A 23208-nucleotide genomic window follows, 5' to 3' on the forward strand; every position below is an offset into this window, starting at 1 on the left:
CCCCCAATTTATTGCCTTCCTTCTAAGTTTCAGTCAACAGCCTTTTGCATCAGAAGTCTTGTCTTATCATAATGTACGCTAAGTGCCTGAATTACGGTACAATGAGCGCTCTATTTTCCGCTTGTTATGGGCTTGTATCATGTCAAAATCGTCACCAAAAGCTGCTACTAAAGCAAAATCGCCACGCAAACAATCAGCGCATCAAACCTCTGCTGTTGAAGAAGCGATGGTTGCCAAACCTGGCACGCGCTTGGCGGCTATTCTTTATGATGGTATGTTGATTTTGGCTTTATTGTTTTTGGTCGGGACCATACTGACCGTGATTGGTACGCTATTGACGATGGAGACGGGCACGCAATCGCAACAAGCCAGATCGCTGCCGACGTGGTATCAGAATGCCATAATGACACCGTCATTTATACTGACGCTAGTGGGCTTCTATGGGCTGTTTTGGCGCCGCGGCGGGCAAACACTCGGTATGCAAACGTGGCGCTTAAAGACGGTCAATAATAGCGGTCACCTGCTAACATGGGGGCAGTCGTTTAAACGTATCTTGGCCGCAAGTCTGATGCCGCTCATATTTGGCCTTATTGGTAGTGTCATCGGCGGCTCACGGGCTATCTTATTGACCAGTGCCTTTTTGGGTTTTGTCTTTAACTATGCCTTTTGTCTGTTTAACCGTCGCGGTCTTGCGGTACAAGATATGCTCTCGAATACCATCACCTTAAAGATGCCAAAAACAGAAAATGAAGGGTTATGGCGGGTGATTAGAAATCGCAAAGCCAATAAATAATATGTTTAGTATTTAAAGGTTTTAACGTTAAGAGTCTTTAGTGTTAAGAGGTTCTAATGTTAAACGGCTAAACGGCTTTACATATTGGCGGTTTGCATCAGCCATAGCGTATAACCGACAAAGAACAGCATCAGCGTCGCGCCAGATGTGCGACCAAATGGGCGTTTGCTGATAAAGGCAAAGAGAGATAAAACGACAAGCAATAAGGTGATGACGCCCATCGTCAGCACATCACGCGATAAGATGATTGGATTGGCTGTAATTGGTGCGATGAGCGTTGCAAGCCCAACAACGCCCAAGGTATTAAAGATATTAGAGCCAATGATATTGCCCAATGCCATATCATGCTCGCCTTTACGAGCGGCGGATAAGCTTGCGACCAGTTCAGGCAAAGACGTCCCAATAGCGACGATGGTCAAACCAATAATCAGCTCGCTCAACCCCCAAAAAGTCGCCAATTCAACCGCGCCCCAAACAATCGCGCGTGAGCTGGCAACCAACATCAATAATCCAAGAAATAGCCCACCCAAACCCCGTATTAAACTGGGTTCAGTATTATCTGATTTTCCTGCTTGGCTTTCTAATAACTTACTATCTACGATATTACCGTGACTGATTTCATCTACGTGTTTTGAGCTGCCTTCACGTAAGCTCATTACGATTTGAATAGCCAAAACCACCACAAGCAATGCCAATAGCACCAATCCATCAGTAAAGCTTAGTAGCCCGTCACGCAGCTGCCACGCCGCCAAAGCAGTAATCGCTACCAGTATCGGCAGATCACGCTTAACGATGCCTGTATGGATGATAATGGGGCTTATGAGTACCGTTGCACCCAATACCAAAGCGATATTGATGATATTTGAGCCGTAAGCATTACCCAATGCCAACTCAGGGCTGCCTTCTATTGCGGCTAATACTGATACCACCATTTCAGGGGCAGAAGTGCCAAGCCCTAAAATAATCACCCCAATCAAAAAACTTGGCACATTTAGCTTTTTTGCCAGTGCGGTCGCGCCATCAATAAAAACATCCGCGCTCCAAACCAAAATTGCCAAACCAAGCAATACTGCAACAACCGCCAACCACATCAGTAAATTCCTTTCTTATAAATGGATAAATGGATAAATGAGTATAAAAAAAGCCGAATCCTATTCAGATTCGGCTTTCTTATTAAAACACAATATTTACGTAGCTAACCATCCGCTATTTATTATGATAGTTAAGCGTATTTTTGTGAAAATAAACACCTTAACATCAATAGTTATTAAGCCACTTGTACCGGAATGATATTGGCAGTGTCTTTGACGGTATTGTCTTCGTTGCAATAAACCAGCTTTGGCTGATAAGTTGCTGCTTCTACTTCATCAAAATGGGCATAAGCACAGATGATGACGATATCGCCTAAATCTGCCATATGGGCGGCGGCACCATTTAACGAGATAATACCAGAGCCCGCTTCAGCGCGAATCGCATAGGTGCGAAAGCGTTTGCCGTTGGTGACATTATAGATGTCGATAGATTCGTTTTCGCGTAGACCAGCAAGGTCGAGTAAGTCACCGTCGATACCGCATGAGCCTTCGTAGTGCAGCTCAGCATGAGTAACACGGGCGCGATGTAATTTGCACTTGAGCATGTTAAGTAGCATAGGTTGCTTCCTTAGGGTAACTGATATAAATGAGTCAAATCAAAAGCTTAATGGGGACAAGGTTGCTAGAATAAAAGTTATTTGCCTAAAAGTCACTGCTAAATTTACGTGTTGGTAATTTAAATGACTTAAAGTAATGCAAATAACGGCAGCTTATTCCGGTACTTTAAAGCCATTAATCTGTGAACGCGCTTTTTCAATATCGCCATCTAATAGCAATGGCAAGGCATCAAAAGCAGCGCTTAAGGCACTATCAATGGCGATTTGCTCATCGGGAGATGCTTTCGATAACACGTGACCGCTGACTTTAGACTTATGACCAGGATGACCAATGCCGACACGCAGACGATGAAAGTCGTTGCCAATATGCGGCGTGATATCACGCAGACCATTATGACCGCCATGACCGCCATCGGTTTTGAGCTTGATGCTGCCGGCTGGAATATCGAGCTCATCATGGGCAATCAGCAATTCATCATTTTTAATGCCATAAAAGTTAACCATCGGCACCACCGACTGACCGGATTTATTCATAAAGGTCAGTGGCATCAGCAGACGCACGTCATGCCCATGAATTTGCCCGCGTCCTGTCACCCCGTGGAATTTTTTGTCAGGGGCGAGGGCGATATTAAACTGCTGAGCCAAATGATGCACGAACCAAAATCCTGCATTATGACGCGTAAACATATACTGCTGACCAGGATTACCAAGACCGACAATAAGCTTTATGGCCATAAAAACACCCTGCTTAAATTTAATAAATGAGTGGTAAGGCTTGTGATGATGCTATTTATTGATAGCACAACTGTTATTTTTCAAACCTTACTTACAAAAACAGCAGGAGATATTCATCACCTGCTATTTTTTTGACTAAACGAACCTTGTATTACATAGTAAACGCTAGATTGCAGTCTCTATGTAACGGTGGTTTATTATTCGCCGTCTTTGTTTTCAGTAGCTTGCTCAGTTGCAGGTACGTCAGCGGCATCAACTTCTGCAGCGTCTTCGTCAACTTCTTCAACGGTTGGTGGCTGCATGTTAACGATAGTACGGTCGTGTGCATCTTCCATGTCAAGATCAAAGATGATAACGCCTTCAGGTAGTTTGATGTCTGATAGACGGAATAGATCACCGATTTCCATGCCTGATACGTCAACTTCTAAGTATTCAGGTAGTTGTGATGGTAGGCAAACGATTTCGATATCAGTCACTAGCGTAGATAGAACACCGCCAGCTTTAGTACCAGGCGCTTCTTCACGACCAGCAAAATGTAATGGAACGTTCATGTTGATTTTCTGACCTTTCACAACGCGCTGGAAATCAGCATGCATTGGGAAGCCTTTAGCTGGATGGCGTTGTAGGTCTTTGATAACCACTTGATGTGCTTCGCCATCTACATTTAGCGTCAAAATGTGTGAGAAGAACGCTTCAAATTCAAGAGATTTTACTAGCTCGTTGATTTTGATAGAGATAGCGGCTGGCTCTTCGTTACCACCATAGATGATAGCAGGAACTAGGTTCTGCTTACGTAGGCGGCGGCTCGCACCTTTACCTTGTAGCTCAGCAGAACGATCAACTGCGTTTAATTCAAAATGATTAATGCTCATGGATATAATCCTATAAAAAGAATGAGGAAGTGTCTGGTCATAAAAAAGTGGATTTGCGACCAATCCACTAATGGGTGATGATAGCTAAAAGAGATGAGTGTTAATAAAAATCAACCACTATTCTCTTAAGCCATTCGCTAATAACCAATTTTCAGCATCATAGTAATGAGGAAAGTTATGGGTTTTTAGCGTGATCAGCACTTTTAAGTATCCCGACTGTCTTAAATCATAAAAAACGGTCAGTACAGGCGCGCATTATACGTGCTTTTGTAGTAATAATAAAGACCTACGTGAAATGGCTATATAAAATGCCTCGGCAGAAAACTATAGTCAATCCTAAATAAAAAAAGGATAAAAGTTATAAAGCGCTACGGAAATAGATTTTTCTTACTCGTGGTACTTATATAGACAAAGCCTATGTATCAAAGCCGCTCAAAAATAGGATATAAAAAAAGCGCCAAGTAATAAAACTTAGCGCTTTTTCTAGCAGCAGAAAATCTTAAGCGTCAAACTAGGCATCAAACATGGCGCTGATTGATTCTTCGTTATTGATACGGCGTAAGCTTTCAGCCAGCATCGGTGCGATGCTCACTTGACGAATTTTGCTACAGGCTTTAGCAGCGTCAGACAATGGGATGGTATCAGTAACCACAATCTCATCCAATGCCGATTCGCTGATGTTCTTCAGCGCATTACCCGATAGGACAGGGTGGGTAATATAAGCCAATACGCGGCGCGCGCCGTTTGCTTTTAGTGCTTCAGCGGCTTTGCATAACGTACCTGCGGTATCGACCATATCATCAACGATGACGCAATCACGGTCACGGACATCACCGATGATATGCATCACTTGTGACTCATTGGCACGGGCACGGCGTTTATCAATAATCGCCATATCTGTATCGCCCAATTGCTTAGCCATGGCACGCGCACGCACCACACCGCCAACGTCAGGTGAAACCACCATGATGTTGTCATAATCTTGTTTTTTAAGATCGTTCAATAATACAGGGGTACCGTAGATGTTATCGACTGGGATATCAAAGAAGCCCTGAATCTGATCTGAGTGCAAATCAACGGTCATGACGCGATCGATACTGACGATGTTTAGCATGTCAGCGACGACTTTAGCAGAGATAGGTACACGGGCTGAACGCGGACGACGGTCTTGACGGGCATAACCGAAGTAAGGCATGACAGCGGTGATACGGCCAGCACTAGAACGACGCAAGGCGTCGGCCATCATCATGATTTCCATCAAATTGTCGTTGGTCGGTGCACAAGTAGGCTGCATGATAAACACGTCTTTACCGCGTACGTGTTCTTTGATTTCCACGGCAATTTCGCCATCAGAAAAACGCGTGATGTCAGCTTTACCAAGAGGTATATGAAGATGATCGGCTACGGTTTTTGCTAATTCAGGGTGAGCATTACCCGTAAAAATCGCCAAATAAGGCATGACAGAAGTCCTATTGATTGACTCAAGCAGCGACCGCTAAGCAGTGTCAAACTGCTCAAATTAAGAAAAGAGTATTGAAAAGTATTGATGACTACTATTACAGTAAAAAATGGCAGGGGTAGCTGGACTCGAACCAACGGATGTCAGGATCAAAACCTGATGCCTTACCAACTTGGCTATACCCCTGTAATGTCTAGGCTGTGTACGTCGATATCTAATAGCAACTTTTAATAAAATTACGCTTAGAATAGCGTCACGACCTGTTCGTTATTTTATAAACGGATAAACCGTCTACAACATAACTTTTCCCTAACGGTGTTCATTGCGAACTATACCGAAACTGGGATAACGTTGTCAATGTCAATAAAATAAGCGTTTATTTAAAAACTGCTTATAATAGCTACATATCAAACGCTTTGCGCTTAAAAATGGCAGGGGTAGCTGGACTCGAACCAACGGATGTCAGGATCAAAACCTGATGCCTTACCAACTTGGCTATACCCCTATTGAGGCGACCTATTATAAATAAGTTTTCAGAATATGCAAGGTCTTTAGGTGTTTTTATGGCTTTTATTCGAAAGTAAGTGAATTAGCCTGAGTTGCATAGCTACTATTGTAGTGAATAGAGGTTTTTTATTAAGTTTGTTAATCGTAAGCTGATGCTGTGCGATTTTCTTTTAGACGAGAGGATTGACCACTCTACCACTCATAAATATTGCAGGTTCCGTCAAACAAGCTGTATTCTCTGGGTCTTCGATGACAATATCCCCTTTTCGTAAATAGTAACTACCTATACGCTCTTTAATTATACCGCTAGTGACAACCTCATCACCGAGTTTAACTTTAGTTCCATTTAGAGAAATGGCTTGTTCATTCTCAAAAAGAATGGCTCTATCGGGGTAAAAAATAGGGCTAAGATACTCATTATCATTTTTGACAAAGTATAAGCAGTTATTTTTGATAACGTATTTACCTTTGAAAACAAAATTGATCTCGCGCATTGAAAGAGTAGCAGCATAAGTGAATAGTTCAGTAGGCGAGCTGACTTTGGAATCCTGCTGAGAAACCTCTACATTTCGAGGGTTGTCTTTTACTTTTATGTCTAGCTGTTGTGGCAAAGTTATTTTATCGGATAAGCGATTAGCATTAGACTCATCTTGAGATTTAGATAGTAATGTACACCCAGTCAAACTTGATGATAAGCAAATAAAAACGGTGGCGGCTATTAGATTCTTATTTAGATATGAATAGTTCATATTAATACCAACTTATTTGAGAGTTTGAGTAGGGCACGTCCATTTTATAAATTACTCACCAGATACCCTGCACAAGGCGCATCTTTAATCCATTTTGCCAACAGCGTCTTATCAGTCGTGACACTCGTATCCAATGGCAAAAACACCGCGCTACCAGAGCCGGTCATCCGTGCTGTGCCCAATGCTTGTGACTCTAACCCTTGCAAATAACGTAACGCTTCATCGACAGCAGGAGCAAGGCTAGTAACTACTGGCGTAAAGACATTTTGATAAGGCGAGTTTAAATGTTGCACATACTCATTGGACTGGCTTTGAATGGTTTCAATCGATAGCGGGGCGATACCTCGTTGTAGTTGTGGATAGGTGAACAGCTGAGCAGTACTCACATGCGCATTTGGCGTTAACACTAAATACTGTTGCTCGGGCAAAGCAATGGCTGTCAGCTCCTCGCCAATCCCCATGGCAATGGCGTCTTTCCCAAAGATAAATATCGGCACATCGGCGCCAATGCTTGCGCCAATTTTTATTAGCTCATTTTGATTAAGATTAAGCTGCCAAATCTCATTTAATACTAATAATGTCGTCGCAGCGTTGGATGAACCACCGCCCAAACCTGCGCCCATCGGTAGGTGTTTATCTAAGGTGATTTGTACTGGCGCCAGCTGCTGAGGTAGTCTGTTTGCTTGAATGACAAATGCTAATAACGCACTAGCAGCTTTAAAAATAAGATTGTCGTTGATACTGCTGGTTATGGTGTCGGCACCAGACAGCGTGAGAAGCTGATGACATAGCTTATTAGCGTCTAAGGTCTTATCTATAATAGAAAATGCTGCGTCGTCTACAAGCGTGAAATGCAGATAATCGCCCCAGTCAAGCAGGCGAAAGACGGTTTGCAGATTATGATAACCATCAGCGCGCTTACCGGTGATATGCAAAAATAAATTAATCTTTGCCGGTGATAAGCGCGTGATAACCGATGTTGTTGTGGGGCGTTCAGTCATAAATAAATGTCTTTATGAATTGTTCGTAAATATCACAATGTATTCTGCTTTCTGCGTATTACTATTGTTTTTGATGATCGATGGTCATCACCACTTTATTGCCTTGTGACTGCATCGCACTGATTTTATTTGGCAGTTTATCATTGCCCTTATAAGTGAAACTGGCTTGCCATTCACCATTAACTGAGCTAATCAAACGGTTCTGGGCATCAAGCTGTGGCGCGCTGTCTGAAGGCGCTGGGCGACCCGATATCCAATACGGCATTTGTGAAATCGGCGCTTGCCAGCCAGTCGCTTTTTTTAGCAAAGTTTCAGGGTCATCGGCGGTTAAAGTACCGGTTTTTTCACTGACTAAAGTCGCTGACTGACCATTATATTCGATATTGGTTTTGCCAATACCGAGCGCGCCAATCAATTCGATAGCAAAGCGGTCATTTTGTTGACCCCATGCATAAAACGCACTACCGCCTTGGTTTCCTGAATTGTCCTTACTAGGCGTTGTGACCCCGATTTTGCCCGTGATATTAAAGCTCTCAAGTTTTTTTGGTTGTTCAGCACTTTGACCTTGTACCGTGCCAATAGGCTGGTTGGTAGCGTTGGCGGTTGTTAATGACTGGCAGCCAGAGGTAATCATAAGCGCGGTGGTTAAAGCGGTGAATAGCGCCAGTTTAGTTGGCTGAGTTTTTTTTAATACGGACATGGTTATTCCTCAAAAGTGACAAATCTACAAAATTAATATTTTGATATTTAGAAGCTCATATATTTAAAAGCTTAAAAAGAGCTTAGCTTAAGCGTTATTTGTTACTCGCTGATGCGCGGCTGTTCATTTCTTATAACTGGCTTGTAGTTTTTATGGCAAGCGTTTTTTATTTCTAGCCGTGTTTTATTATCAGTATTAAATGGATTTTAAGTAAAAAGCGCATTAATAAAGCTGTATCCGGTCGTTGATATTGCGCTGCCCAAATGAGAAGCGCTGTTGTAAGTCTGCCAATAATGCTTCGACTTTCTCATTATTGCCCAAACCTTGATAAGCGCGTAGTAACAGCGTGCCTGAACGTAGGGTCGGGAAGACGTCATACGGCGTTTGTAGATAGTCGATGACCTGCTGGTAGTCCTCGGTCGCTAAGGCATCCGCTGCCAGTATATTGAGTGCTTGCAGGTGCAGCTCATTGTCATAGCGCGGGTCATCATAACGGATTTGGATAATAGACGTTGCCAGCGCTAAACCTTGCTCAGAGCTGCGCTCATTGGCTAGCAATAGCTGCGCGTAACTGAGCTGATAGGAGAGATTGGTCGGGTCAAGCGCTTGCAAGTGATTGAGCAAAGTACGCTTAACGATATAATCGTTTTTGTCATCAAGGAGTTGGACGCGTGCAAATAGCAGCATCTCATTATTAGGATATTTGCGAGCGGCGCGCGTTAATAACCGTAGCGCTTCATCGGCTTCGTTTTGCTGCCACAAGATATCCGCTTGCATCACAAAGCTGTCAGGGGCGAAGACGCTAAAGTCTTTACGCAGCTTCTCTAAAGTTGCGATGGCTGCCTCGACGTCATCATTGAGCAGCTCAAACGAAACCACTTTTCGACGCGCTTCTAATACCAAGTCCTCTTGCATGACGCCATTGAGATAGTGCTTTGCTTGCTCAAAGCGCTGCTGGCGCTCGGCACTGATACCAAGATAGTAGTAGGCTTGGTCAAGGTAAGCCGGACTTTTGGCCAACATATTGAGTAGCTGATCAGCGCTGGCGTACTCTTCAACGTCTAAGCTGACCAGTGCGGCCAGCAAGGTAATCTCTTCATCATCGACAAAGCGCTCATGGGCGTCAAGTAACAGCTGCCAAGCCTGCTCGCTTTGTTTTAAATCAAGTAAGTAGCGAATCTCATATAAATATAAGCTCTTGCTATCAGGATTACGTAGGCGGGCTTGGCTAATATAGTGAATGACTGCCTCTGATGGCTCAGTCTTGCGCAATATATCGGCTCTTAAAGTAATGAAAGGCACATAATCAGGTTGACGGGCTAAAGCGCGATCGATATGGACAATGGCAACCTCAGGCTCATTAAACTGATACAGCAAACCGGCTTTTAACACTGACAAAGAAGCGTTTTGCTCACTATCGATAGGTTGCAGAGCGGCAAGTAGTTCGCGTTTGTCTTCATCAGTACTGGGATAAATGCCAATCAGAATTTCGCTAAGATCGGCACGCGGATCATAGCTTAAAATACGATTCAGGCTTTCGCCTGCCAATTCATAATCATGAGCGCGCAAGGCTAAGTGCGCCACATAAAACCACGCGGGCACGTGGTCGGGGTTTTGGTCTTGCCAAGTTTTGGCAAAGCGCAGCGAATCCTCAACACTCTCATTACGTAAAGATAAGCTTAGCGCGCGCTCAAATACCGCCGTCGCATCTTGTTTAAAAGACTGCTGCTTATAGATGGTCAGCGCGCGTTCGGTATCATCGCGATCCGCGGCAAACTCTGCATCTAAAAGCGCGTACAAACTTGGTTCTCTAAGCGTCACTTGCCCGCCGCTTGTCGGTGCTAGACTGTTGACATTAGCCACGTTTTCAGTGGTTTGTGGCTGTTGATTAAATGATTGCTTGGTAAGCGTTTTATGAGCAGGAGTATTAATAGAATTTTCACTACTAGCATCATTAATGTTTACATCACTAATATTTACATTATTAGTATTGGCATCACTGGCGACGACGGCAGAGATGTCATAGGAGCTGATATGTAGTGAGGGGCTGATATATTTGGCGTGGGCAGGTAATCCTAGGCATAAGCAAACGGCCAACGATAAAGTTAGCTGATGGCGCTGGCATAGCCGCTCAATAATAGCGTGCAGTAAAGCGCGCAGGCGAGACTGATCATGATGCATAGGTTGCAATCTAAAGGATGAGCCAAAAAAAATCATAGCTAGCAGTGTTTACCCATTATTTACCCGTCAAATCGTTTGCAGCATAACAAGGTGATTTTATTGTTATTATTTTAGAAATAGCTGCGAAGAAAACCTGTCACTAGCATTATAAGAGTAGATTGAGGGGATAAACAATAGCGCCCGTGTTACTCGGATGTTAGCAATATTTAGAGGATTAAGTAACTGCTAAATTATCCTAAGTTGGCGGCAATCACTCAATTATTGAATAACCCGTTGTTGATAGTCATTGCTGTCCATCATTACTAATAAACAAATTGCTAATAAACAAGATGAACACTACTAGCGTTTTTTAAACTTAGCTATTTAGCAGCATTTACTTGAAAAGCCGTCATAGCAGTTGATTTATCGCGGCCATGCCCAGATACAGACAAATACCATCGCCAAGCGTTGCCTGTTAAATAAAGCTGGCAATAATGATATAATAAGCGCTTTTTAGGCGTTTACACTATGTCTCTCGTGCGCGTGGTTTATTAAAGACATTTTTTCAAAGGCAGTTTATCAAGCGCTGTCTGTGAAAAGCTGTTTTTTAGCACTGCTGATTGAATAGGATTTCTTAACATTCTAAGAGCGTTTGGCTGGCAGGTAAACGTTATATTTATGGTCTATCAATAATGAGATTAGTGGTCATTGGGGTCAATCACAAAACCGCACCAGTCGCTCTACGAGAGCGCTTGGCGCTTGTTGGTGACGATGTGAATATCGCCCTTAAACAGCTAGAGCGCTTTACCGATGGTAGCGTGATTGTCTCTACTTGTAACCGTACTGAGATTTATGCGCTCGTCCCGCAAATCTCATTACCGCCAGAATCAGGCGCACATTTATCAGAGCCACAAGCTGCTACTATTGCCAGCAATAATGCAGTCGCTACGCAGACTGCTTCAGCGGCCATCAGCGCCCATATTTTAAAAATAAAAGCATGGCTGGCGGATTTTAAGCAGTTGTCATTGGATGAGATTGACCCTTATCTTTATGTGCACCGTGATACTCATGCATTGACCCATTGGCTCAGAGTCGCCGCTGGTCTTGACTCGATGATATTGGGTGAGCCGCAGATACTTGGTCAAATCAAGCGTTCTGTGCATTTGGCGCAGGATCAAAAAGCCCTAAGCAATCAGCTTGGCTGGATTGTCGATCAGGTATTTGCCGCCGCCAAACGCGTGCGTAACGAAACCCAAGTGGGCGCGCAAGCGGTATCCCTTAGCTATGCTGCCGCCAAATTAGTGACGCAAATATTTGACGATTTGCCCAGTCGTACCTTATTAGTCGTCGCAGCAGGCGAGATGAATCGCTTGGTAGCGACCCATATTGCAGGGCTTGGGGTCGGTCGGGTTATTATTTGTAACCGTAATCCTGAGCGTGCTGAAGCATTGGCCGCTGAGCTGCGTCGACCTGATCGCATTATAGAGGTGAGAGCGCTGCAAGAGTTGCCGCAAGTATTGGCAGAAGCCGATATTGTCAGTAGCTGTAGTGGTAGCATGGATGTGCTGATTGATAAAACCATGACCTTGCGCGCGCTTAAAAGCCGTCGCTATCAGCCGATGCTGATGATTGACTTGGCCGTGCCGCGCGATATTGATTCGACTATTAGCCGTATCGATGATGTTTATCTGTATTCTGTCGATGATTTGCAACACGTGATTGCTGGTAATATTGAGCAGCGTAGGCAAGCGGCGGTCGATGCTGAGCTGCTCGTCAGTCAATTGGTCGTTGAGATGGATCGACGCTTTCAAGTGCGCCAAGTCGGCAAAGATATTCAGCAATATCGCGCGCGCACCCATGACCAAGTCGATAAACTGCTGCATGAATCTATTGCTAAGCTGCAACAGGATAATGCCAGCCCTGAGGACATTCTCATTGAGCTGTCGCGACGTTTGACCCAGACGCTGACCCATGCGCCATCGAAGCTGATGCGTAAAGCGGCACGTGAAGGCGATAATGAGTTGCTAGATTTTGTGGTTTCGGGATTACAAGAGGCGCATCGCGGTCGTTAAACCATTTATCAAACCACTCATCTAACTAGCCGCTAAACCATTTGCTAAACACGGGTTGGTTTTTTGCTAAATTACCCCCTATAATCGATAGAGCAAAAAACATCAGTGATGTGGCAAAATCTCAGCCATGCCCAAAACTCAAAACCCAGTAACCAAATTTTCTCTTATTATACTAGGAGCGTCCTATGACTGCATTACGTCAAGATATTGATCCAAACGGCTTATTAGAATACTCAGTGGTCTATACTGACCGTGCCCTAAACCACATGTCAAAAGTCTTTCAGCAAGTCATGAACGACTTATCTAGAGACTTAAAATCAGTCTATAACGCTGATGCCGTTGCCATCGTTCCTGGTTCTGGTACTTATGGCATGGAAGCCGTGGCGCGTCAATTGGCCAATGATGAAGATTGCCTGATTATCCGTAACGGTTGGTTTAGCTATCGTTGGACGCAAATTTTAGAAAAAGGCAAAATTGCCAAGTCGTCTACGGTATTGACTGCCAATCGTGAAGAGGGTGATACCCCAAAGCCGTTTTCTCCAGTTGCTATCGATGAAGCGGTTGCTAAAATCAAAGCTGAAAAACCAGCCATGGTTTTTGCGCCGCACGTTGAAACCTCATCTGGTATTATTTTATCAGAAGATTATATCAAAGCATTGGCCGAGGCCGTTCATAGCGTTGGCGGCTTATTAGTCATTGACTGTATCGCTTCAGGTTGCGTCTGGCTCGATATGAAAGACTTGGGCATTGACGTGCTTATTAGCGCGCCGCAAAAAGGCTGGAGCAGCACACCGGGCGCAGGTTTGGTCATGCTGAGCGCCGCTGCGGTGCAAAAAGTAGACAGCACCGAGTCTGATAGCTTTAGCCTAGATTTAAAACAGTGGTTAAACATCATGCGCGCCTATGAAAATGGCGGTCATGCGTACCATGCAACGATGCCAACCGATAGCTTACGTCAGTTCCGCGATACCGTTAATGAGGCCAAAGAAGTGGGCTTTGATAAACTATGTGCGGCACAGTGGGAGCTTGGTCAGCGCGTCCGTGAAGTATTAGCTACTAAAGGTATTGAGAGCGTTGCGGCAAAAGGTTTTGAGGCGCCGGGCGTCGTGGTTGCTTATACCGAGCGTGATGATATGCATAAGGGGAGCGCCTTTGCTGAAGCTGGCATGCAAATCGCTGCTGGTGTCCCGTTAAAAGTAGGCGAGCCTGATAACTTTAAAACCTTCCGCTTAGGTCTATTTGGTCTTGATAAATTGACCGATGTCGACGGTGCGGTACAGCGTTTTGAAAAAGCGCTTGATGAAGTACTGGCTAAATAGTTTAAATAATTACTATATTTATAATAATGACTGTATTTATTAAGCTGTTTTTATAGTAAAAAGGATACTGAGCCTGTGTAACGATGGTTCAGTATTTTTTTACCTATTTATTATATTTTATTATATAATGTATTTATATAAAACGAATTTAAATCCGTATTTGATAAAAATTGGCTTAGGTAAACATTATGAGTATACAAATAGACTGGCAGGCATTTACGCCAATCTCCTTGGTAGGTGGTCTGATGCTAGGGGTGGCGACCGTTATTCTGCTATTAGGTATTGGTCGTATTGCGGGTATTAGTGGTATTTTCTCAAGTCTCTTAAAACCCAAGCGCGTTGAGATGTGGCAGGTGTTATTTATCGCCGGTCTTGTTATCTCGCCGTTATTATATCGTTTGGTCAATCCGTTACCAGTGATAGAAGTAAGTACTTCTATACCGTTATTAATCGGCGCAGGTTTGCTTGTCGGTTTTGGCACGCGTTTAGGTTCAGGCTGTACTAGCGGACATGGTATCTGCGGTAATGCGCGACTGTCACCACGTTCGATGGCGGCGACGGTGACCTTTATGTTGTTTGGTATTGTGACGGTTTATGTTGGTCGCCATGTCTTGGGCTTGATTTAAAAGTCATATAGACAGCACGTTGCGAAGACAGCGTTGAATATTGTTTATAACAGCTAGTCATAATAGATTGTTATAACAGCTTGGATTAACACATTAGGTGCGAGAAACAAACATGCTAAAAAATATAATTGGATTACTGGCAGGGTTATTATTCGGTTTTGGACTGCTGATATCAGGGATGACCGACCCTGCTAAAGTACAGGGTTTTTTGGACGTCTTTGGTGCGTGGGATATTTCTCTGGCACTGGTGATGGGTGGCGGTCTAGCGGTGGCGATAGTCGGCGTGCAGTTGGCTAGACGTCAGCGTATTAGTTGGGTAGGAGATGACATTGAAATGCCCACTAAAACTAAGATAACCAAGAGACTGGTGATTGGCGCGATGCTATTCGGTATCGGTTGGGGCTTGGTGGGGATTTGCCCAGGACCAGGAATCGTGCTGCTTGGTACAGGACAATGGCAGGCGTATGTCTTTATCCCAGCGATGATAATCGGCATGCTGGTCTATCAATGGCTTGAGCCAAAACTGAATTAGTCGTTTGATTAATAATAGCTAAGCAAAAAGGTCAGCCTACATTCATTAGGCTGACCTTTTTTATGCTCAATTAATTATTACACAAAAAGCTTATACTGCATTGTCCTACGTGGTACTTGGGCTGACTTTTGGCGTCTCATGAGCCAATGATTTTGCCGCCTGACGCAGCTCAAACTTCTGTACTTTACCGGTGCTGGTTTTAGGGATTTCAGCAAAGATAATATATTTAGGTACTTTAAAACCAGCTAAATGCTGCTTGCAATGCGCCATGACATTATCACGTTGTAAGGTGCTACCAGCATGAATCTCGATAAAGGCGACAGGCACTTCGCCCCATTTGTCATGCGGCGCGGCGACGACAGCACAGCTTTGTACTTCAGGCATTTTATATAAGACGTTTTCGACTTCGATACTAGAGATATTTTCGCCACCTGAGATGATGATATCTTTAAGCCTATCCATGATTTTGATATAGCCATCAGGGTATTTGACGCCCAAATCACCGGTGCGGAACCAACCGTCGGCAAAGGCTTCTTCGGTCGCTTTACGGCTTTTTAGGTAGCCTTTCATTACCATATTACCGCGCAGTGCCAGCTCGCCCATCTCTTCGCCATCAGCAGCAACCGGCTCAGTAGTGCCTTGTTTAAAAAGCTCAAAGCCTTTCATCAAATGCGAGGTCACACCTTGGCGTGATTTCTTTTGCGCACGAGCAGCGACATCAAGCGCATCCCATTCTTCTTGCTCAGCGCAAACAGTGACCGGTCCATAGACTTCGGTGAGACCATAAACGTGCGAGATATGAAAGCCCATCGCTTCCATAGCAGCGAGCATGGTTTCAGACGGCGGCGCACCAGCGACCCAGCCTTTGACTTCATGGTTAATGGCTTCTTTGTATTCCGGTTTACCGCCAGCAATCATATTGTGTACTACCGGCGCTGAGCAATAATGCGTGACTTTATGCTTGGCAATCAGCTGCAAAATTAAATCAGCGTCAATCTTACGCAAGCAGACATTGACGCCCGCGCGCTCGGCGATAGTCCATGGAAAGCACCAACCATTACAGTGGAACAATGGCAGTGTCCATAGATACATCGGGTGCTTGGGCATATCCCAATCTAAAATGTTGGAGACGGCATTTAGGGTGGCACCGCGGTGATGATAGACCACACCTTTGGGCTTGCCAGTGGTGCCAGAGGTATAGTTAAGCGCAATGGCATCCCATTCATCTGTTGGTTTTTCCCAATTATCCAAGCTATCTGAGCTGGCGATTAATTCTTCATAGCTCATACGACCAAAATGCTCGATATCGAGCGCCGCATCGGTTGCATGAATCACGATTAAGTTGGGAAAGGCTTCTTCGATAATTTCAGCATGTTCAGCAAACTCGCTGTCTAGAATCAACACTTTGGCTTCAGAATGTTGTAGGCAAAAGGTCAGGGCGTTGATATCGAGGCGGGTATTAAGGGTGCAAAGTACCCCGCCTGACATGGGTACACCAAAGGCGCATTCGACCATCGCTGGGGTGTTTGGCATCATGACCGCCACGGTGTCATTTTTATCAATCCCCAGTTTACGTAGACCATCCGCCAATTGACGGCAACGATCATAGGTCTGCTGCCACGTTTGCGTGAGGTTATTGTGTTCTAAATCGTCATAGATGATAGCGGTTTTATCAGGATAAACCTGCGCGCTACGGATGATGAAGTCAATAGGGGTAAGCGGTTGATAGTTGGCAGTGTTTTTGCCAAGACCGGTGTGGAAGTCTGTCATTAGGATAGTCCTTTATCGTATTGCTAGTATTCGATGGTGCAGGGATTTAGCGAAGCGGTTGCTGATACTCAGTAAAACCCGTATTTCGCTTAGTACATGGCTTATATATTTAGCATGTCATAGCTCATGCTTATAGCGTATTTATATAACAATGCCTTAGCTATTATAGCCAATCGAACTAAAAATTGGGCAGGTTTTGTGGGGTTTACTTTGCTAAATGCCATAAAATCGAGTCATAAACCAAGTTGCTGAACATTCGCATCAATATATTGCTCACTCATCAGTCGCTTGTCCGCGTAGCTGATAAGAATGGCGGTGTGTTAGGATAACGGTAATGCTAAATCCCGCAGTTGAATAATTTTGAGAATCCCGATTGCTTTTAAATCGCTTAACTGTATTTATAAAGCCTAACTCTCTTTAGAAGTAGTCCCACAAACCATTCATAAGGAAAATGATATGACCGCCAGCCGCACTGCCAACACCATTGAGACCGCCAGCACCAACGAGCACTATCCGCATTTATTTGAGCCGCTAGATTTGGGCTTTACCACGCTGAAAAATCGCATGGTAATGGGCTCGATGCATACGGGGCTTGAAGACCGTTTTTATAATTACGGTAAGCTGGCGGCGTATTTTGCCGAACGTGCGAAAGGCGGCGTGGCAATGATGATTACTGGCGGTATTTCACCCAATCGTGAAGGTTGGTTGCTACCGGCTGGCGGTACCATGAACACGCGCGCTGATGTCCTTAATCATCAACGCGTCACCCGTGCGGCGCATAAATATGACAGCAAAATCATCATGCAAATTTTGCACAGCGGTCGCTATGGTTATCATCCGTTTGCGGTATCAGCGAGCCCGATTAAATCGCCAATCTCGCCATTTAAACCACGTAAAATGAGCATTAAAAATATCGAGCAGACCGTTAAAGACTATGCGCGCTGTGCAAAATTGGCTAAGCAAGCGGGTTATGATGGTGTCGAAATCATGGGCTCAGAAGGCTATTTGCTCAATCAATTTTTATCGCGTCATGTCAATAAACGTACGGATGAATATGGCGGTGATATTCAAAATCGTATGAAGTTTGCGGTCGATGTCGTTAAGGCGGTACGTGAAGCGACGGGTGAAGATTTTATTATCCTATTCCGCTTGTCAGTGATTGATTTGGTCAAAGACGGTAACGTCATGGATGAAGTCATTACTGTCGCTAAAGCCTTAGAAGAAGCAGGCGTTACCATTATGAATACTGGTATCGGCTGGCATGAAGCGCGTGTTCCGACGATTGTCACCAGCGTACCGCGTGCCGCTTTTGTTGATTTCACCGCTGAAATTAAAAAACACATCAGTATCCCAATGATGGCAGCCAACCGTATCAATATGCCTGAAACCGCAGAAGAAATCGTCGCTAGTGGTCAGGCTGATATGATTCAGATGGCGCGTCCGTTCTTAGCCGATGCGCATTGGGTGAATAAAGCTAAAAATGGCCAAGCAGATCGCATCAATACCTGTATCGCCTGTAACCAAGCTTGCCTTGACCATACTTTTGAGAATAAACGCTCGACCTGTTTGGTCAATCCACAAGCTTGCTATGAGACAGAATTGGTTTATAAGAAAACCAAAAAACCTAAAAAGGTTGCGGTTATCGGTGGCGGCGTCGCTGGCATGTCAGCCGCTCATGTTGCCGCGCTACGTGGTCATGACGTCACCTTGTTTGAAGCAAAAGATATTTTAGGCGGTCAGTTTAACTACGCCAAGGTCATCCCGGGTAAAGAAGAATTCTTTGAAACCATTCGCTACTATATCAATGAGCTTGAGCACTTAGGCGTTGAGATTAAACTCAATACCAAAGTCGATAAAGCCATGCTAGAGAAAGCCAAATTCCACCATGTCATCGTCGCTACTGGTGTAGTACCGAGAAGTCTTGAAGGTAAGCTAGAAGGTGCTGATTTACCACAAGTGATGAGCTATGCTGAATTGCTTTCTGGCGAAAAATCAGTTGGTGAAACTGTTGCTGTCATCGGCGCTGGCGGTATCGGTTTTGACGTTAGTGAATATCTCACCGCCAAACATGGTCAGCCGCTCGATGAGCTAGGTCCTGAGCTCTTAAAAGACCCAAGCTATCGTCCAAAAGCGCAGTCAATTAGCGAGTGGCGCGAAGAGTGGGGCGTGACCTCTGATACCAATTATCAAACCGAGGGTGGTCTGATTAAGCCTGAAGCCATCAAGCCGGTGCGCCAAGTATACTTAATGCAGCGTACCAAAGGTCGCTTGGGCAGTGGTCTCAATAAAACCTCGGGCTGGGTACATCGTGCTCACGTTAAATCGCACGGCGTCATCCAAGTATCAGGCGCCCAGTACGATAAAATTACCAATGAAGGTATTTGGATCACCAATAACCAAGGTCAAAGCCAGCTGCTCCGTGTCGATAGCGTCGTAGTCTGTGCCGGTCAAGAGTCAGTCGTTGAGCTGATGCCAAACGTCGGTGATGCACCAGACGCGCAATACCATCTAATCGGTGGGGCAAAGCTAGCGGCTGAGCTAGATGCTAAACGTGCGATTCGTGATGGCGCTGAGGTTGCGGCGAGTATTTAAAATTCTAATTTGAATTAAAGTTTTAAATTGAGAATACGGTAGGGGAGAAATCCCCTGCCGTTTTTTTGTTAGGTAATGATGAGCTTTTTTTGCTAATTCAGCTATTGAATTCTATCTTAAAGACTTGTTATTCTTAGGAGAAATTATCTTTAGGGAATAAACTATTTTATAAAGTTGCCTTAGGAAACTGCAAAGGCACCGCCTGCTCAACCCCCATTACCTCAAAGTCGGACTCCGCAAATGACTGCTGATTAGCAATCATCTTAGCGCCGCAGCTGGTTACATCGCCGCCGCGTGCAATAGGCGCACCATCGACGATAAAGGATGCATCACCACTAAGGATAGTGGTGACCTTTTTGCATTTTTTACAGATGACTTTATCGCCTTTACGCGCGACAGGAGTGCCGTTATGAGTGGTATGCGGTGAGCCGGAGATGACCGTCCCACCGTGCGAGGTCTTTGCGCCGACGGTTATATAGGCTGCCATAGTGCTACCTTGGTTAAATATTTAAAGTTTGGACTTTTATAGCGATTCTATTATTTGCATCATATTATAGAGGGCAAAAGCAAAAAATATCAAACTTAAGTTTATTTAAAGCTATAAATGATATGATAACCTTAGTCGGCGTAAACTATGAAAGCTTTTGAAAAATTGACTGCAAGAGGAACTCGAGTCCCTTTATTTATTATTAATAACAAGCAAAAATCTACCCTTCCATTTCACCACGTAACCACTCAGACACATCATCAATCTGCGTTGCCAATTCAGCATGCGCTCTGCTGAGCTTATCAAACTTAGCTTTAATATCATGCTTGTCGTACTTAACATCTGCCAGTGATTCTTTTAAAAGATCAATCAACTCAACGTTTAGCGCGTCAGAGAAGATGACCACTTCGCGTATCACTGCTTGCTTCACATCAAGGTGCAAATCAATAATGCCCCAATCAAATCGCGTCTCAATGTGATGGGTGAACTCAGGCGTCTTACCAAAGCGCCAATCCCAATCTGCCATCTGCTGATAGTATTTATTCAGGTTAGGTTGCTTGGCGAGACTGGCTTCGTCCAATTGTTCTACTGGCGTGGTGTCGCCATAATCAGTGTCACGATAGTATTCGCAAAACGCCTCGATAATCGCCTCGGATAAAGTCTCGTGATTGATGTCTTCATTAAACTCAACCAAGTTAGCGACGCGCGCACGGACAGATTTGATACCTTTTGCTTTGAGCTTAAGCGGATGCGGATTAAGGTAGTCGCCCAGCTTTTGCATGTTGGCGTTCACTAGCAATGTGCCATGATGAAAGCTACGATCCGCCGCATGTTTAAAGGCGCTGCCTGATATTTTCTTATCGCCGACTTGCATATCGTTACGACCAGATAAATCTGCTTCTATGCCCAATTTTTTGAGCGCATTGATAATAATGGTAAAGTTCGCTGCTTGATCGTAGTCGTCTTTGGGTGATAAAAAGGTAAAGTTGGTATTGCCCAAATCATGAAATACCGCGCCGCCGCCACTCTGTCGCCGTGCCAAAAACACATCGTCGGCTTCCATCTTATCGATTTTGCATTCTACCCACGGATTTTGTGAGCGCCCAATGACCACGGTCTCGCTATTGCGCCATAAGAATAGCGTGTGCGAGTCAGGATTGAGCGTATTAAATATCCAATCCTCGGTCGCGAGGTTAAACCAAGGGTTAGTCACGGCAGATTTTAGAATACGTAGTTTCATTATTTATCCTTTTTCCCGAATGGTTTTTATAGATTGAGTGTAATAAATAGATACTGCCATTGTTGCTGATGCAAGGTTGGATTTCAATGGGTGTGTGGTATGGGAGCGGTTTAAGTCTGAGGTTTTAAGAAGTTAACTTATTTTTAGTCTTTCTGATATAATTTTACTGTACCTAAATAAAGGGCTACAAGGTTAAGGAAAATTGATGTCTAAAAATAATCAAATACTGCTTGATGCAATTATTAATCAAGAAATGGAGGATTTAGGGGAAGATATACCTTTAAGTGAATTCTTTGAGTTTTATTCTGCACTCCAAGTACTAAAGGAAAACGAGTTAAGCTATGACGAAATTAATGCAGGTATTTCGGGTAAAAGCCATGATGGCGGTGTGGACTCCATTTATCTGTTTGTAAATGGTGAAATAATAAAAGAAGATGAAAGTTTAATCGGTAAATATAAGAAAAATGTGGATATTGAGTTAGTTTTAATACAGTCGAAATATGAAAATTCTTTTTCAGAAGAACCTCTTTTAAAGATATCTAGATTATGCAGAAGTCTTTTCGATTTAGATTTTAATCCTGATGATTATATTGGCAGATACAATGAAAAGGTATTAGCAGCATTTGAATTATTTAAAAATACTTATGTTGGTCTAATAACCAAAAAGCCAAAGTTAAAAGTTAGTATTTATTATGTTTCTAAAGGAGTTGATTTACATCCAAACGTAGAAAAACAAGGTGCTGACTTAGAGAGTGATATCAAGAGCAAGTTGCCCGCTGCTGATGCCAATGTTTATTTCCTTGGTGCTGAAAAGTTAGTTAAAATGACACAGGAAAGACCAAATGATGTATTTCGTTTGAAGATATCAGAAAATCCACTATCGACTTCAGGTCAGGTATTTATAGCTCTAACAAATTTAGCTGATTACTTTAAATTCATTACAGATGAAAATGGAAAGTTAATTAGACACATATTTGAATCTAATGTCAGAGATTATCAGGGTAAAACGAATGTAAATAATGAAATACAAGATACTCTTGAGAATCCTGGAGATGAAGAGTTTTGGTGGTTGAATAACGGTGTTACTATTTTAGCCAGCGAAGTTGCTGCTCCGGGAGGAAAAGAGCTGGTTGTTCATAACCCTGAGATTGTAAATGGCTTGCAAACATCTTCGGAAATACATCGTTTCTATAGTTTGAATCAAGATAAATTAGCATCCGAGAAACGAGATGTACTTGTTAGAATAATTGTCCCTGAAAGTGAAGAAACACGTGATCGAATCATTCGTGCTACAAATAGTCAAACGCCAATTCCTAAATCATCATTAAGAGCAACGGATCAAGTACACCGTCAAATAGAAGATTTTCTCAAACCCAGAGGTCTTTTTTATGATAGAAGAAAGAACTTTTATAAAAATGAAGGGAAAAAGCCTAAAGAAATAATCAGTGTTCCTTTTATGTCTCAGTGCTTAATTTCAGTGTTAATGCAAAAACCAAACTTTGCAAGAGCAAGACCATCAACATTGCTAGAAGACGATGAATCATACTCTAAACTATTTCATAAAAATAATGATTTACAGTCATACTATTTAGTTGCCAACTTAGGAAGGAGCATTGAAGAAAGACTAAAGAAAGATAAAAAATATACAATAACTGAAATTGCAGATATAAAGTTCTATATATTATATACAGTAACCTGTTTAATGGCTCAAAGCCTTTATCCGAGTAGCAATCAATTATCTAAGCTAAAGCTTGATGACTTAACTGATGATATGTTTGATTATGCTGTAGCCACAACATATGATTTGTACCGTGAGCTTGGAGGCACCAATAAGATTGCTAAAGGTGCCAAATTAATTGAGACACTTAAAGAAAAAATTAGAGTGGATAAACAGTTGTAACCAGTAGCTAAAAGTCTATATTACATAATTATTTAAAGATAGCTCG

General features: G+C 43.5%; 19 protein-coding genes and 2 tRNA genes. 7 read left to right on the plus strand and 14 right to left on the minus strand.

All coding sequences use genetic code 11. The annotated features are described in order from the left end of the window. The first annotated feature begins 139 nt into the window (after positions 1–139). Positions 140–793 (plus strand): RDD family protein, encoded by a 654-nt coding sequence (locus PG901_RS05605; RefSeq protein ID WP_271133810.1) that lies wholly within the window; start codon positions 140–142, stop codon positions 791–793. 77 nt (positions 794–870) lie between these two features. Here the strand turns inward: PG901_RS05605 and PG901_RS05610 are convergent, their stop codons facing one another. The 11 genes from PG901_RS05610 to PG901_RS05660 form a co-directional block, all read right to left on the minus strand. Beyond that, positions 871–1884 (minus strand): calcium/sodium antiporter, encoded by a 1014-nt coding sequence (locus PG901_RS05610; protein WP_271133811.1) that lies wholly within the window; start codon positions 1882–1884, stop codon positions 871–873. A 176-nt stretch (positions 1885–2060) separates the two neighbouring features. Then, positions 2061–2441 carry an aspartate 1-decarboxylase gene (gene panD / locus PG901_RS05615; protein WP_045443274.1) on the minus strand — a complete coding sequence of 127 codons (381 nt, stop codon included), beginning with the start codon at positions 2439–2441 and terminating at the stop codon, positions 2061–2063. Positions 2442–2594: 153 nt separating this feature from the next. Further along, positions 2595–3176: an aminoacyl-tRNA hydrolase gene (pth, locus tag PG901_RS05620; protein WP_201618983.1), complete on the minus strand. Its 582-nt coding sequence runs from the start codon at positions 3174–3176 to the stop codon at positions 2595–2597. A 197-nt stretch (positions 3177–3373) separates the two neighbouring features. Beyond that, positions 3374–4048, minus strand: coding sequence for a 50S ribosomal protein L25/general stress protein Ctc (locus PG901_RS05625; protein ID WP_201564486.1), 675 nt, complete (start codon positions 4046–4048; stop codon positions 3374–3376). Positions 4049–4559: 511 nt separating this feature from the next. Further along, the gene (locus PG901_RS05630; RefSeq protein ID WP_149490452.1) at positions 4560–5507 is read right to left on the minus strand and encodes a ribose-phosphate pyrophosphokinase; all 948 of its coding nucleotides are present in this window, start codon (positions 5505–5507) and stop codon (positions 4560–4562) included. A gap of 110 nt (positions 5508–5617) precedes the next feature. Further along, positions 5618–5693 (minus strand) — tRNA-Gln (locus PG901_RS05635). 243 nt (positions 5694–5936) lie between these two features. Further along, a tRNA-Gln gene (locus PG901_RS05640) sits at positions 5937–6012 on the minus strand. A gap of 172 nt (positions 6013–6184) precedes the next feature. After that, a complete protein-coding gene (locus PG901_RS05645; protein WP_271133812.1) occupies positions 6185–6763 on the minus strand; it encodes a hypothetical protein in 579 nt (192 codons plus the stop codon). Positions 6764–6807: 44 nt separating this feature from the next. Next, complete coding sequence (ispE, locus tag PG901_RS05650) at positions 6808–7764, minus strand: 4-(cytidine 5'-diphospho)-2-C-methyl-D-erythritol kinase (RefSeq protein WP_271133813.1); 957 nt, start codon at positions 7762–7764, stop codon at positions 6808–6810. A gap of 61 nt (positions 7765–7825) precedes the next feature. After that, the gene (gene lolB / locus PG901_RS05655; protein WP_271133814.1) at positions 7826–8464 is read right to left on the minus strand and encodes a lipoprotein insertase outer membrane protein LolB; all 639 of its coding nucleotides are present in this window, start codon (positions 8462–8464) and stop codon (positions 7826–7828) included. Between the two features lie 222 nt (positions 8465–8686). After that, entirely contained in the window at positions 8687–10645 is a 1959-nt protein-coding gene (locus PG901_RS05660; protein ID WP_271133815.1) for a tetratricopeptide repeat protein, read from the minus strand. Between the two features lie 671 nt (positions 10646–11316). Here PG901_RS05660 and hemA point away from each other — a divergent pair. From hemA to PG901_RS05680, 4 genes are all read left to right on the plus strand, one after another. Next, entirely contained in the window at positions 11317–12696 is a 1380-nt protein-coding gene (hemA, locus tag PG901_RS05665) for a glutamyl-tRNA reductase (protein ID WP_271133816.1), read from the plus strand. 185 nt (positions 12697–12881) lie between these two features. Further along, positions 12882–14015 carry an aminotransferase class V-fold PLP-dependent enzyme gene (locus tag PG901_RS05670; RefSeq protein WP_271133817.1) on the plus strand — a complete coding sequence of 378 codons (1134 nt, stop codon included), beginning with the start codon at positions 12882–12884 and terminating at the stop codon, positions 14013–14015. 188 nt (positions 14016–14203) lie between these two features. Next, positions 14204–14641, plus strand: a complete 438-nt coding sequence (locus PG901_RS05675; protein WP_271133818.1) for a YeeE/YedE family protein — start codon at positions 14204–14206, stop codon at positions 14639–14641. Positions 14642–14753: 112 nt separating this feature from the next. Further along, positions 14754–15173, plus strand: coding sequence for a YeeE/YedE family protein (locus tag PG901_RS05680; protein ID WP_271133819.1), 420 nt, complete (start codon positions 14754–14756; stop codon positions 15171–15173). 105 nt (positions 15174–15278) lie between these two features. Here PG901_RS05680 and PG901_RS05685 read toward each other — a convergent pair whose 3' ends face one another. Beyond that, a complete protein-coding gene (locus PG901_RS05685) occupies positions 15279–16943 on the minus strand; it encodes an AMP-binding protein (protein ID WP_271133820.1) in 1665 nt (554 codons plus the stop codon). 456 nt (positions 16944–17399) lie between these two features. Between PG901_RS05685 and PG901_RS05690 the strand changes: the two genes are divergently transcribed. Further along, a complete protein-coding gene (locus tag PG901_RS05690; RefSeq protein WP_271133821.1) occupies positions 17400–19535 on the plus strand; it encodes an NADPH-dependent 2,4-dienoyl-CoA reductase in 2136 nt (711 codons plus the stop codon). Between the two features lie 166 nt (positions 19536–19701). On the opposite strand, the gene PG901_RS05695 is transcribed toward PG901_RS05690, so the two are convergent. Together PG901_RS05695 and PG901_RS05700 are read right to left on the minus strand one after the other, a co-directional pair. After that, the gene (locus PG901_RS05695) at positions 19702–20022 is read right to left on the minus strand and encodes a PAAR domain-containing protein (RefSeq protein WP_271133822.1); all 321 of its coding nucleotides are present in this window, start codon (positions 20020–20022) and stop codon (positions 19702–19704) included. Positions 20023–20242: 220 nt separating this feature from the next. Beyond that, complete coding sequence (locus PG901_RS05700; RefSeq protein WP_271133823.1) at positions 20243–21262, minus strand: lipoate--protein ligase; 1020 nt, start codon at positions 21260–21262, stop codon at positions 20243–20245. A gap of 205 nt (positions 21263–21467) precedes the next feature. On the opposite strand from PG901_RS05700, the gene PG901_RS05705 reads away from it, so the two are divergent. After that, positions 21468–23162 (plus strand): AIPR family protein, encoded by a 1695-nt coding sequence (locus PG901_RS05705; RefSeq protein WP_271133824.1) that lies wholly within the window; start codon positions 21468–21470, stop codon positions 23160–23162. Positions 23163–23208: the final 46 nt, after the last annotated feature.

Source organism: Psychrobacter sp. ANT_H3 (assembly GCF_027919975.1).
In the GTDB taxonomy this organism is placed as follows: Bacteria; Pseudomonadota; Gammaproteobacteria; order Pseudomonadales; family Moraxellaceae; genus Psychrobacter; species Psychrobacter maritimus.

What these genes read in the sequence shown, in the direction of transcription:
- PG901_RS05605 (WP_271133810.1), top strand. Translation starts at nt 140, where the DNA reads ATGTCAAAATCGTCACCAAAAGCTGCTACTAAAGCAAAATCGCCACGC.
- PG901_RS05610 (WP_271133811.1), bottom strand. Translation starts at nt 1,884, where the DNA reads ATGTGGTTGGCGGTTGTTGCAGTATTGCTTGGTTTGGCAATTTTGGTT.
- panD (WP_045443274.1), bottom strand. Translation starts at nt 2,441, where the DNA reads ATGCTACTTAACATGCTCAAGTGCAAATTACATCGCGCCCGTGTTACT.
- pth (WP_201618983.1), bottom strand. Translation starts at nt 3,176, where the DNA reads ATGGCCATAAAGCTTATTGTCGGTCTTGGTAATCCTGGTCAGCAGTAT.
- PG901_RS05625 (WP_201564486.1), bottom strand. Translation starts at nt 4,048, where the DNA reads ATGAGCATTAATCATTTTGAATTAAACGCAGTTGATCGTTCTGCTGAG.
- PG901_RS05630 (WP_149490452.1), bottom strand. Translation starts at nt 5,507, where the DNA reads ATGCCTTATTTGGCGATTTTTACGGGTAATGCTCACCCTGAATTAGCA.
- PG901_RS05645 (WP_271133812.1), bottom strand. Translation starts at nt 6,763, where the DNA reads ATGAACTATTCATATCTAAATAAGAATCTAATAGCCGCCACCGTTTTT.
- ispE (WP_271133813.1), bottom strand. Translation starts at nt 7,764, where the DNA reads ATGACTGAACGCCCCACAACAACATCGGTTATCACGCGCTTATCACCG.
- lolB (WP_271133814.1), bottom strand. Translation starts at nt 8,464, where the DNA reads ATGTCCGTATTAAAAAAAACTCAGCCAACTAAACTGGCGCTATTCACC.
- PG901_RS05660 (WP_271133815.1), bottom strand. Translation starts at nt 10,645, where the DNA reads ATGCATCATGATCAGTCTCGCCTGCGCGCTTTACTGCACGCTATTATT.
- hemA (WP_271133816.1), top strand. Translation starts at nt 11,317, where the DNA reads ATGAGATTAGTGGTCATTGGGGTCAATCACAAAACCGCACCAGTCGCT.
- PG901_RS05670 (WP_271133817.1), top strand. Translation starts at nt 12,882, where the DNA reads ATGACTGCATTACGTCAAGATATTGATCCAAACGGCTTATTAGAATAC.
- PG901_RS05675 (WP_271133818.1), top strand. Translation starts at nt 14,204, where the DNA reads ATGAGTATACAAATAGACTGGCAGGCATTTACGCCAATCTCCTTGGTA.
- PG901_RS05680 (WP_271133819.1), top strand. Translation starts at nt 14,754, where the DNA reads ATGCTAAAAAATATAATTGGATTACTGGCAGGGTTATTATTCGGTTTT.
- PG901_RS05685 (WP_271133820.1), bottom strand. Translation starts at nt 16,943, where the DNA reads ATGACAGACTTCCACACCGGTCTTGGCAAAAACACTGCCAACTATCAA.
- PG901_RS05690 (WP_271133821.1), top strand. Translation starts at nt 17,400, where the DNA reads ATGACCGCCAGCCGCACTGCCAACACCATTGAGACCGCCAGCACCAAC.
- PG901_RS05695 (WP_271133822.1), bottom strand. Translation starts at nt 20,022, where the DNA reads ATGGCAGCCTATATAACCGTCGGCGCAAAGACCTCGCACGGTGGGACG.
- PG901_RS05700 (WP_271133823.1), bottom strand. Translation starts at nt 21,262, where the DNA reads ATGAAACTACGTATTCTAAAATCTGCCGTGACTAACCCTTGGTTTAAC.
- PG901_RS05705 (WP_271133824.1), top strand. Translation starts at nt 21,468, where the DNA reads ATGTCTAAAAATAATCAAATACTGCTTGATGCAATTATTAATCAAGAA.